At 34.4% G+C, this 11,869-nt stretch carries 13 protein-coding genes; 8 read left to right on the plus strand and 5 right to left on the minus strand.

What is annotated here, in order from left to right:
* Positions 1–44 precede the first annotated feature (44 nt).
* Entirely contained in the window at positions 45–2,084 is a 2,040-nt protein-coding gene (gene recG, locus ABWU75_RS00060) for an ATP-dependent DNA helicase RecG (protein WP_353286815.1), read from the minus strand.
* Positions 2,085–2,331: 247 nt separating this feature from the next.
* Here recG and ABWU75_RS00065 point away from each other — a divergent pair, with 247 nt between their 5' ends.
* A complete protein-coding gene (locus ABWU75_RS00065; protein ID WP_353286816.1) occupies positions 2,332–3,168 on the plus strand; it encodes a hypothetical protein in 837 nt (278 codons plus the stop codon).
* Positions 3,169–3,171: 3 nt separating this feature from the next.
* On the opposite strand, the gene miaA is transcribed toward ABWU75_RS00065, so the two are convergent.
* A complete protein-coding gene (miaA, locus tag ABWU75_RS00070; protein WP_253309493.1) occupies positions 3,172–4,065 on the minus strand; it encodes a tRNA (adenosine(37)-N6)-dimethylallyltransferase MiaA in 894 nt (297 codons plus the stop codon).
* Between the two features lie 75 nt (positions 4,066–4,140).
* Here miaA and ABWU75_RS00075 point away from each other — a divergent pair, with 75 nt between their 5' ends.
* The 5 genes from ABWU75_RS00075 (at position 4,141) to ABWU75_RS00095 (ending at position 7,754) form a co-directional block, all read left to right on the plus strand.
* Entirely contained in the window at positions 4,141–4,611 is a 471-nt protein-coding gene (locus tag ABWU75_RS00075; protein ID WP_264735637.1) for a hypothetical protein, read from the plus strand.
* Between the two features lie 118 nt (positions 4,612–4,729).
* A complete protein-coding gene (locus ABWU75_RS00080; protein WP_253309491.1) occupies positions 4,730–5,317 on the plus strand; it encodes an L-threonylcarbamoyladenylate synthase in 588 nt (195 codons plus the stop codon).
* 17 nt (positions 5,318–5,334) lie between these two features.
* Positions 5,335–6,156 (plus strand): DNA polymerase III subunit delta', encoded by an 822-nt coding sequence (locus tag ABWU75_RS00085; RefSeq protein ID WP_264731766.1) that lies wholly within the window; start codon positions 5,335–5,337, stop codon positions 6,154–6,156.
* 73 nt (positions 6,157–6,229) lie between these two features.
* Positions 6,230–7,024 carry a hypothetical protein gene (locus tag ABWU75_RS00090; protein ID WP_253309489.1) on the plus strand — a complete coding sequence of 265 codons (795 nt, stop codon included), beginning with the start codon at positions 6,230–6,232 and terminating at the stop codon, positions 7,022–7,024.
* A gap of 58 nt (positions 7,025–7,082) precedes the next feature.
* The gene (locus ABWU75_RS00095) at positions 7,083–7,754 is read left to right on the plus strand and encodes a VirB8/TrbF family protein (RefSeq protein WP_353286817.1); all 672 of its coding nucleotides are present in this window, start codon (positions 7,083–7,085) and stop codon (positions 7,752–7,754) included.
* Here ABWU75_RS00095 and ABWU75_RS00100 read toward each other — a convergent pair.
* The 3 genes from ABWU75_RS00100 to proS all read right to left on the minus strand — a co-directional run bounded on the left by ABWU75_RS00100 (position 7,751) and on the right by proS (position 11,249).
* Positions 7,751–9,247, minus strand: a complete 1,497-nt coding sequence (locus tag ABWU75_RS00100; protein WP_353286818.1) for a proton-conducting transporter membrane subunit — start codon at positions 9,245–9,247, stop codon at positions 7,751–7,753. The two genes, ABWU75_RS00095 and ABWU75_RS00100, sit on opposite strands and share 4 nt — an antisense overlap.
* A 365-nt stretch (positions 9,248–9,612) precedes the next feature.
* On the minus strand, positions 9,613–9,984 hold the full coding sequence (locus ABWU75_RS00105) for a holo-[acyl-carrier-protein] synthase (RefSeq protein ID WP_253309486.1): 372 nt from the start codon (positions 9,982–9,984) through the stop codon (positions 9,613–9,615).
* Complete coding sequence (proS, locus tag ABWU75_RS00110) at positions 9,981–11,249, minus strand: proline--tRNA ligase (protein WP_264731769.1); 1,269 nt, start codon at positions 11,247–11,249, stop codon at positions 9,981–9,983. Before proS ends, ABWU75_RS00105 begins: the two co-directional genes overlap by 4 nt.
* A gap of 155 nt (positions 11,250–11,404) precedes the next feature.
* Between proS and ABWU75_RS00115 the strand changes: the two genes are divergently transcribed.
* Together ABWU75_RS00115 and ABWU75_RS00120 are read left to right on the plus strand one after the other, a co-directional pair.
* Entirely contained in the window at positions 11,405–11,572 is a 168-nt protein-coding gene (locus ABWU75_RS00115; RefSeq protein WP_264735643.1) for a hypothetical protein, read from the plus strand.
* A complete protein-coding gene (locus ABWU75_RS00120; RefSeq protein WP_253309376.1) occupies positions 11,557–11,850 on the plus strand; it encodes a transposase in 294 nt (97 codons plus the stop codon). The genes ABWU75_RS00115 and ABWU75_RS00120 overlap by 16 nt, the downstream gene beginning before the upstream one ends.
* The last annotated feature ends 19 nt before the right edge of the window (positions 11,851–11,869 follow it).

Here is an 11,869-nt window from a genome sequence, read left to right on the forward strand (position 1 = left end):
TGCATTTAATTCGTTTCTGCGAGCTACCTGGATAAGAAGTTTTCCTACTGAAATTTTGAAAAATGTAATCTACTTCTATATTCAAATATATCAAGCAGTAATTCAAAATTAGCCATTGCGCCTTTTGCGTTATTATACGCGAGATTGAGCAGCTCTTTGTCCTGATATAAATCAGCAAATTTAAATTCCATACATCCTGATTGTTTTGTGCCTAAAATATCTCCACTGCCTCTTAGCATCATATCCCTTTCAGCAATGTAAAATCCGTCCTGTGACTCACACATGATCTTTAACTTTGAAGATGAGCTTTTACTTAAATTATCGTATAATAATACACAAAAAGATGGCTTGTTTCCTCGCCCTACTCTGCCTCTTAACTGATGTAATTGCGATAACCCAAATTGCTCTGCATTTTCTATAATCATAATGGTTGCATCTGGCACATCTATACCAACTTCTATCACAGTGGTTGCAACAAGCAAAGAAAATTCATTTCTTTTGAAGGAAAACATAACTTGATCTTTCTGCTCCTGAGTCAATTTTCCGTGTATTATCCCGACTCTATCAAAAAATGTTTTTTGTAATTCCTGAAAACGCATCTCTGCTGCAGCAATATTGGTCTCTTCGTTTTCTTCTATATATGGACAAATCCAATATGCTTTTTCGCCCCTGTTTATAGCACCTTTTAGCTTTTCAATAACATCTGGCACCCTACTAATGTTCATAGTTACAGTTTTTATTGGCAATCTGGATTTTGGTTTTTCTCTCAAAATTGAACATTCAACGTCACCATACATAGCTTGCTGCAAGGTTCTTGGAATGGGAGTTGCAGTAACGAAAAGTATATCGGCATTTTCTCCTTTTCCTACCAAGCGATTTCTCTGCATCACTCCAAATCGCTGTTGCTCGTCTATGACTGCAAGCCCTAAATTTTTAAATGTAACGTTAGCTTGAAATAACGCGTGGGTGCCAATCACTATATTTAAAACACCACTTGCAAGTTCGTTCATGATAATCTTTCTTTCCTTGCGCGAAGTTTTACCAGTAAGCAGCGCAACTTTTATATCGGTACAGGATAAAACTTCCTCAATCCAATTATAATGTTGCTCCGCCAAGATAGTAGTCGGTGCCATTAGAGCTACCTGCATGTTGTTTTCTACCACATTTAGCATCGCAAAAAGTGCAACTACGGTTTTGCCACTACCAACATCACCTTGCAGCAAGCTCATCATGCGATACTTGGATTTTTGCCTCTCTGAAATTTCATCTATTGCACGAATTTGATCGTTTGTTAATTGAAACGATAATTCATTTAAAACTTGCTCTTTATATTTATTCAATACTATAAATTCTCTTCCCCTTTTTTTTACATGATTTTCTCTTGCAAGTTTCAGTGCTAGCTGATACGCAAACAATTCATCATAAGCAAGCCTTTTTCTACAAACCTCGGCTTCCGCCAATGAGCTTGGTCTGTGCAACTTTATTATGCTTTCCCTCCAACTTAGCCATTTTTTTTGCTTGATTAATGTATCATCTATCCACTCTGGCAAATCAGGCAATTCTTTCAGGTTAGAGCTTATTATGTTCCCAATGCTCTTATTGGTAATGCCACGGCATAATTGGTAGACTGGCTCTATGCGAGCTATTTCTTTAAATTGGTTGATGTCAAGCGACACGTAATCTGGATGAGTAATCTGCCAATGCTCAGCAAATTTTTCGAGTTTGCCACTGATGATTACATAGGCTCCAGCTGGAAATAGTTTATATAAATACTTAACTGAGTGATTAAAAAAGACTATGAATATACACTGACTCTCACTTTCAACGACTATTTTATATGGTCTACCTCTAAAAGTGGGCGACTGATGCTCATAAACTTTTGCAATAAAAGTTATAAATTCTCCAGCTTGAGCATCGGGCAGTGACTTACTTCTATCTATATAACCAAGCGGCCTATAAAACAGCAGGTCCACCACTTTGTTCCCACCACAGAGTTTAGGTAATATTGCGGAATGGAACTTAAGCATATTTTCCAGCTTGCCATTTAGAAAAGCCAGCACATCTAATTGCTCATTGAGATTCATACATGTGTAAAACTGTTTATCAATAATAGAGCCTTTTTAAAATCTTGTCACCTTATGGTCAGGTATGCACTATAGCTAGCACAGCTCTCTAACATCATACCACCGCGGTGCTAACAAGCAGCGGGATGACGGTTGTCGGTAAGCCTAAGTTACCCCTAACTATATTTGCTATCATAGGGCTTATAGCAGGTATTTTATTGAATTATTAATAATTTGTGATATAATTAATTATGATGTTAATAGGTCTATGATAGAAATGAATAGTACCAATCCAGTAGTTACATTAAGGGCTCAAGCAGAAGAGTTTGATTTTAGCAAATTAAGAGCTGGTAAAGATAATGCTGAAGCCAATTCTGGTTATCAGGCGTATAAAGATTTTCCAAGAATGGATTTTGTTATTAATAAAAAAGATATAGACCAAAACTTTATTAATCAATTATATGCAAAACACGCTAGCTTGATTGAAAACAACAAAAATGGAGAAAAGAATTATCGCCCATTTGCAAAAGAAGTTTTTAAGGAAATGTTCAAATATGCTGAAGCAAAAGTTCCAAGTGATTCTATCCTAGAAGAACTAGTTACCAATTGTAATCAGGCAGGGCATGAAGCTGGTGTATTGATAGAATCTCAACTTGCACTTGGCCAACATTCATTTCTAGTATTCTCCCCTAAAAGAGTAATGAATATTGATTATATTGACCAAAATAATGTAAGTATTAGATCGGATATGAAATTACCGATATTTTTCCAAAGGAGCGATGGTAAAGCCGGTGACAAGGTGTGTGATCTATCCAGTTCAATTGAATTCACAATTGAATCTCAAAATGATAAAGATGATGTAACATATAAAGATGGTAAATTGTCACTTACTGCTCCTCGAGAACTGAAAAATTACAAAATTGATGGCAAAAATTTATTTGATATTATTAAAGAGTATTTCCAGAAATTTTGCGAGAAGTTAGGATTTAAGTTTGAAGCAGAGATAGAACATAGTTTAGGTAATCCACTAGAAGTAAACAGCCATCTGGAAAATATGGAACCGCCCATTCATAGCAATGAGCATGGAAATACACCTGGAAACTAACAATTAAAATATTTCAAGCGCTGTTAGCTCATTTGCACAATCAATTACTTCAGAACTTGGGAACTGGTTTTTAAACCAAGTGTACTGGCGTTTTGCGTAGTGTCTTGTGTTTGTTTGAGCAATCTGTATCGCTTCGTCTAAAGTAATCTCACCTTTCAAATACTTTACAATTTCTGGCACTCCATGTGCTTTCATAGCTGGCAAATGTGGAGCTAAGTTCATACTAAGTAGCTTTTTTACTTCATCAATTGCTCCATTTTCGATCATTTTGATAAAACGAGAATTTATTTTTTGGTATACATCCTCACGTTTAGGCAAAATTGTATATATCTTAAAATTATCGAATAAAGGAGGCTGTCTATTTTCTTGCCATACAAAGATTGTCTTACCAGTTTCAGTGATAACTTCAAGTGCCCTTGAAAGGCGGTGCGAGTCATTCATGAATACTTTACCTTGAATCCTTGGATCTTTGCTTAGCACTAATTTGTAAAACTCCTCTTTACTTAAATTTTTCCTTAATTCGCTTACATTTTTCCTTACTTTCTGACTTATTTGTGGCATTGATGATAAGCCTTTGATTAAACTGCTGATGTAAAGCCCGCTTCCTCCAGTGATGATAGGTATTTGAGCATTTTCTAATGCGTGATTAACTTCTTTTTCTAAATCCTCTAACCATAGACCCACGGAATAATTTTCTTTTGCTGAAACATAACCATATAATTTATAAAATTCTTCTTGCTTTAGTGGTTGAGCAGTAATTATGGGAATTTCTTCATATACCTGCTTTGAATCACAATTTATTATGCTGATATTATTATATTTTTTTATCAGGTTATCACACAATTCTGATTTACCTGAAGCTGTAATTCCTGTAATAATTACTATATTATTTTTCATTTATATTAATTTAATTAACATATGATAGAGTGTAGTAAAAATTTGGGTCCTACAATCTAAAGTTTGGAGATTTTTATGGCAGAAAACAACGACAATAATTCATTTATTAAGCGTTTCACAAACAGGACTCCTGGCGGTACAGGGGAAGGTTTTTCCAGTAAGTATTCGTCTCAAAACACCAAAGAACGGGCATTAGGGGAAAAAGGGAAAATTTCTGAATTAGCAAACAAAAAAACCGAATCCAAGGAAGCTTTTTCTGAAAGTGGCGGCATAAAAAGTAAAAGCAGAACTGTCAATGAAAGATCTTTTGCTGATGCAACAAAAAGAAGTAGGTCAGATCTTATATATTTAGTCCGTGGTAAAGATCGTGGAAAATCAGCGTGGCATTATGTATTAGTTGATAAAGAGAAAAGAGAAATGTTTCTAGCAAAAAGCAGAACTGGCTCTATAGATGTTGCAGACTATGGAGAGATTTTGTATTCAGGATGGGGAGAGGATCCACCACAGGCAATAGTTGATAAAGTCAATGAAGAGTTTGGGTTGTAGCAAGTCTGCATAACAAATGGTAAGCTGCGTTGCATTGCGTTCACAAAAACTAGCAGTTACTATATAAGATACAATGCAACAAAACTGATCTAGTTGTTATGAATAAGTTTTTAGCTATATGGTATCTAAAATAATAAATGCAATACAGAACAACTTGTTAGTGTGTTTTCCAACAGAAACAGTGTATGCTCTTGCTTGTAATGCATTAAATAATGAATCTATAGGAAAAATATATCAGATAAAGAAACGCTCTCAAAATAAACCACTGTCTATATTTGTTAGTGATATTTGCAGCTTGATGAGAATAGCAAAGCTAGAGAAAAAGTATATTGGTTTAGTAAATCACTTTTCTCCTGGACCGATTACCTATATTTTACCACTTAAAAACAATAATATATTGCCAAACGAATTCTTTAAAGATAGTATAGGCATCAGAATCCCTGAGCATCCTATTGCAATTTCAATACTAAACAAACTGAAAGTTCCAATAGTTGCAACTAGTATAAATATTTCAGGAGAAAAAAGTGTATGTAAGGCAGACGATATACCACAATCCATTAAGCAACATTTATCTGCAGTGATTGAAGATGATGAATTAGTTTCTGGTATAGAATCTACTATTATTGACTTAACCGAAGATAAGATTAAGGTTTTAAGGGAAGGTGCAATTTTATTACAAACAGTAACCAATGCATTTTCAAACTAAGATCTATAGGAGAAAGAATGAAAAAAGTAATAGGTCACAACCAGGCCAAAAAAAAATTAATGAACAACTTATCTGTTCAGTCTTGGCTGATCTGTGGTAAAAAAGGTATAGGAAAAGCAACACTTGCAAAATCCTTCTCCAATTGGTTACTCATAAAAAGCTATAATGAAGTAGCATTGGACTTACACATTGTTGAAGGTGATACTATCGGAATAGAAAAAGTCAGAGAAATGAAAAACTTTCTACACTTAAGTCCCATTCAATCAGAACACAAAATATCTATAATAGATAGCTTAGAGGCAATGACTAATAACGCTAAAAACGCAATATTGAAAATATTAGAAGAGCCGCCAAAAAATTCTAAGATATTTATAATTAGCCATAAGCCATATGATATACAAACTACTATCCAGTGTAGGTGCTTTCAGCTAAATTTACTTCCATTAACTTATGACGAAACAAAGCAAGTTGCTTCATCTCAATGTAAATTTGATGATCAAACGTTTGACGAAATGATTACTTTATTTCCTGGAATGCCAGGAATGATAATAAATGCAATAAGTAGTGATGCTTATGAAGCATACAAATGCTTTTATAAATTTCTTCATGATTTAAAGAATCCCAATATGATTAATAAAGTAATTAATAGCGAAATCGAACTAGAACTAGCATCATATATAATTCAGGCCTTCATTTTAGAAAGCATAAAGAGAGAGGTAAATGGTGTTGAAATTTTACTAGGTCAGTGGAAAAAAATAGATGAACTTTTCGTTGTTGCTAAGCAACTTCACTTAGATAAAAAGCATGTTTTAGCTAATGTAGTTAATATCATGACATAAGTTTACAAAGTATAATACTTTTAACATAAATTCATGATAAAATTCTGTTAATTTAATACTCGAAGTATATAATTTGACTGATAATAAATTAACTGTATGGCAATCAATAGAAGTTTTGACGAAAGCCATACTAAACATGCAGAAAGAATTAAGTTCAATCAAGAATATAGCTTTAGACCAGGACGTCACCTTAGAAAAAGGAAAGGAGTTGTTAAGCGGCATTTATGAAGCAAATTTTAAGCTAAACAAGGCAATCAATATAGCTACTTTGCCAAAAATTGGCTATCATATGCTAAATGGTGAGCTTGTTGTACGTAATCATATCACGGAAGAGGAAGTAAAGATTCCTAGAGATTTTCATTACCTTAAAGTCGTTAAATCCGATCATGATGATTATAAATTAACGTTTTGTAATTTTTTAGGTAATGAGTTCTTTGAATATAAAAAGTATGATCCACAATATTCTGGCGTTTCAGATGAATATAAGTTTGTGGATTTTGGTAGTGTAAAAAAGACTCATAATCTAAAATTTAAGGAATACGTTGGTCATGCACCTAAGTTTTTTGCTGCAGAAGGGCCTATTGAGCCTGGATCTCAAAACCATGCAATTGATCTATTTGAGCTAGTCAAAAGTGGTAAAGGTAGCAAAGTGGGAACCCTCGCTGATGAATTTGGTTATTTTGATGATCAAAATAAATTACATTATTATAATTATCACAAAAGTGCTGAAAGTAATATTTACAATCCTGAAAATTTCAGTGTAAAAATGATCAATGTAGATGTGAGCAAAATCGATAAATTCTACCTTATTGCGGAACAAGGTGATATAATCATTCATCCTATTTTGGAAAATTTAGACATATTTTAAAGTTTTTTAGAGTATCTAATCTTATTGTTATTATAATTGGGTTTGGTAGCATTGTGTTATGGAAGATAAATTGCTTGAATCAGTAAAAAACAAAAGTTATTTCAGTAAAGCAGTCGAATGGTACTGCCATAAGTATCTGTTTTGTGTAGCAGAAAGATCTTGGATGGCATTAATAGTATCGCTTCTCCTAGTATGCTTATGTTTATTAATATTAAACATATACCTGTTATTTCCTGTTAAAAAAGATTTAAATTTTGTGAAGTACATGAACCACACAGAAGATGAGTTCTCTGCAATGCATAAGCTTAGTTTCAGTAAAAAGGAAGATGAATACACTTCCACAGCGAGGTACTTAATAAGTAAATACATTGAAATATACGAGTCCATTAAGATCGTTGAACCGAAGTACCAAGAAAATTTTATAAGAAACAATTCTATACATAAAATCTATCAAGGCTTTCAGGAAAAAACGAACAATGAAGCTGTTAGTTCACCTTCATCCAAAAGAAAAACTGCCAACATAAATGTAATAACATTATCTATTGATCGATCGACCAAGGACTTAGTTACATTTGCTGGAAATGCTACTGTAGTTTTTACAACCGAGCAAAATAAGGAGGTGAAAGATCATACTGTGGAGATTAGCTTCACTTTGTCGAGTATAAAAGCAACTCTGGCTGGTATAATACCATTTAAATTTATTGTTAATGGTTATAAATACAGATTTTAAAATATTACTTGGTAGCTAAAAAAAATAACTAAAGTGCATGTAGCAGTAATAACTGGAGGTAAAACTAGAAGAATTGGCGTTTTTTTAATAAAGTAATTCTGAGAAGGTTTTAAGAAAAAGGCATTGTAAATTATTGGTAAAAAGTACAGAGCGTTAAGTATAGTACTAACAATTAACACTAGAGTTACAAACACAGAAAGTATTACATTGCCAGAGTTGAAAACAGCTTGAAAAATGAGAAATTTACCCCAAAAAGTCGGAGCAGGCGGCACCCCTATCATAGACAATGCACCTATAGCAAATGCTGTCATGTTAATTGGCATACTGCGTCCTATACCGTGAATCTTATCTATATATTTCTCACCTGTTTTCGTTATTATTGCTCCGGCAATGAAAAACAAAGTGATTTTTGCAAATGCGTGGCAAACTAATTGAAAAATTGCAACCCTCATGCTGAGCTCACTAAAAATTGAAGCAAATAATATAATATACGACAATTGAGAGATGGTAGAGTAAGCAAGCAATTTCTTTAATTCTTTTTGCTTTAATGCAATCAATGATGCAGTAATAATAGTAAATCCAGCAGCGTACGGAAGCCACCCTCCAGCAAACCAATTTTGCTGCACAAAACGTTGTATGTTATCGACGCCGAAAGTGTATAATATAACTTTTATGATGATGAAAACTCCGGATTTCACAACAGCAACAGCATGTAATAGTGCACTCACAGGAGTTGGTGCAACCATTGCTTTTGGTAACCAAAAATGCATTGGCATTAATGCAGCTTTTCCTATTCCATAAATCAGCATAGCAAAACACACTGCAATGAAAGTGATGAGTGAAGTATCAAATTTGAATATTCCACCACTTACAAAGTCTAAAGTATGAAATTCATTATATAAAATGCCTATTGCAGGAAAAAATAATACTAAAGAAGAGAAAAATAGCACGCCAAAGTAATAGCGCCCTGCAATCATTGATTCATTTGTTGAGTTGTAAGTAACCAGAGGGTATGTACTAATAGTTAGAAGCTCATAAAAAACAAATGTAGTGAGCAAATCTCCAGAAAAAGCAATAAACATTACACAGCTAATCGATATTGAAAAAAAGCATAGAAAACTTGAGTGATTGCTATCAGCATAGTTATTCTGCATATAACATATTGCATATATACTGGTTAGTATCCATAAAAACGATATTAATAAACTGAATATTACTCCGGTAGACTCTAGCTTTAAACTAATGTGCAAATTATTACCAAAATCCATGAGAATAAATTGAGAATGATCACCATATACCCAATATAAAGTGCACAGACACGTATACGTAAACAGAAGTACAGAAGAAATGACAGTAATACTATTGTTCACTCCGGGCCATTTACCAGTAAAAAAGATAACAAAAGCACTTAAAAGCGGAATCAATGCAGTAATTAATAAGTAATTCTCAGTAATTAAAAATGGTAAGGAAAGATACATTAAGATATAGTCCATTAAATTTTCTGTTTAGGTAAAGCTAGAATTATACTCAAATCATAGAAAAACCGCCATGTTTTTTTGGCAAACTAGTTGTTTGTGTATGCTATAGCTATACCGCCGCGGTATCTCTTAGCATAGATCCCGCTAACACGTAGCGGGATGACGGACTTGTCGTTACGTCATCCCGCGATTCATTCGCGGCATCTCATCCGCTAACACGTAGCGGGATGACAAGCTTATCGTCATGCCACCGCGAACCGTCATACCGCCGCGGCGCTAACTAGTAGCGGAATGACGGTTTTTCAAATTGTCGGTAAACCTAAGTCAGTTTAGCTATATAGATAGCATAAAGTCAACTGCATAAATTGAAACAATATCTGCTAGACGCAAATTATAACAAATGCAGTAGCGTAATCTCCATCGTCACTCAGAGAAAGATGAATCTTGTAGTCCTTTGAGATGAAATCCTTTCTGACAGCAATATATGGTTTTCCTCTTACATCGCTGTATATTTCTATATCTTTCATTATAATGCCCTGGCTAAATCCAGTACCTCGTGCTTTAACAAAAGCTTCTTTTGCTGCAAAGCGTTTGGCAAAATACCTTGCTCGCATTTCTTGACTATTATACTTTCTACTTAGCTCTATTTCTTTTTCAGTGTAGATTCTATTGAGAAATTTTTCCCCGTATTTTTGTAATATTCTCAATACTCTTGGTATATATACTATGTCAGTGCCGATACCGCGTATCATTTTGTGCTAAAGCGATTTATTGCTTCCTCAATCTGCATTTCTTTTACCTCTCCAGTTGCTCTATTTTTTACTTCAACTATATTTTCATCTATTGCCTTTTTTCCAACAATTATTTGCCACGGCAAGCCTATCAGATCCATTCTAGAAAATTTTACTCCTATACTTCTTTCCGTATCATCGTAAAGCACTTCATCACTTTTCAAAGCTTTGTATATTTTATCTGCAGCCTCCGTTACTTTCGTTTGTAAATTGATTAAACCAATTCTGAAAGGAGCTACCGCTTCTGGCCAGATAATTCCCTTATCATCATGAAAAGCTTCTATTATTGCACCGACAAGCCTTGAAACCCCAATGCCATACGAACCCATATGCATGTTGACATTTTTTCCATCTTGAGAAGTAACACTTGCCTTCATAGGCTTTGAGTATTTGTCGCCAAAATAAAAAATATGCCCTATTTCAATACCTTTACTAACATTTAACTGCTCTTGCGGCACAAGGCAAGTTTTAGGGTCGTGCATATCATCTGCAACTGCATATATATTCTTCAAACTTTCAACATCTTCACTTTCCAGTAGTTCAGAAAATTTATTGTCATAATATAAAGTGCTCTCACCAGTGTTTGCCAATATATGAAACTCGTGGCTCAAATTTCCTCCAATTGGCCCAGTGTCCGCTCTCACTCCAATTGGAGTAAGTCCCATGCGTTTGAAGATTTTTATGTAAGTTTTGTACATCAAATTATATGAATTCAGTGCACCTTCGTAATCTACATCAAAACTGTATACATCCTTCATCAGAAATTCCCTACCCCTCATAACACCATAACGTGGTCTTACCTCATCACGGAATTTCCACTGGATATGATACAAACAAAGTGGCAAATCTTTGTAACTTTTTACCACATCTCTAATTAGATCAGTTGCTACCTCCTCATGCGTTGGACCGAAAAGCATGTCTTCCTCATGCCTATCCCTTATACGTAGCATTTCCTTACCGTAATCATCGTAACGTCCCGATTCTCGCCAAAGATTTGCTGGTTGCACACAAGGCATTAATGCTTCAATTGCACCAGATTTATCCATTTCATCTCTGATAATGTCTTCAATATTCTTAAGCACGCGCAGACCAAGCGGCAACCACGTATAGATGCCAGATGCTATCTGCTTTATTAAACCTGCACGTAAAGAATATTGATGGGAGATAATTTTAGCATGGGTAGGCTTTTCCTTTAGAGTTGGTAGGTAATATTTGGATAAACGCATATAATAGACCTGATTGTATTAAGTAATCTTAATACAATCAGACCTGTAGGTAAACTTATTTTGAAAAAGAAGGGAAGTGTGTGGTACTTCCCTTGATAATTTTATAGCTACCGTGGTCTTGGTACAACATTTTCATCCCGCTAACAAGTAGCGGGATGACGATTGTCAGGGTGTCATCCCAGCGCCCCTATGATGTCATCCGAGTAGCTGACACTGGGATGGCTTTGTTGCATCGCTCAAGTGAAAAGAACTGGCAGTTACTGACAAAATTCATTATAAATAGCCATTTAACTGTTGAAGAAAAAATATGCCACAAAAAATGAGAGTCAGTAACTGCCATGAATATAACAAATTTCTCCAAGAAAGAGGAAGCATTTTTTGTTATATCAATGACGCCATAGAAAATTGGTACGAGAATTGTCCAAAAATGCAGGGCGGCAACTATATTTATAGTGATAAAGTTGTGATTTTGGTGCATATAATCGTCAGTTTCTTTAGAATTGGTTTAAGACAAACAGTCGGGTTTATAAAAGGGTATTTGCAACAAATAGGAAGAGATTTGGCAGTTATCAGCTATTCACAAGCATCAAAAGAAACTTAATATTAAGATAAATGATTGC

Origin of the sequence: Wolbachia endosymbiont (group A) of Anthophora plumipes (genome assembly GCF_964028115.1) — a bacterium.
Taxonomy (GTDB): domain Bacteria; phylum Pseudomonadota; class Alphaproteobacteria; order Rickettsiales; family Anaplasmataceae; genus Wolbachia.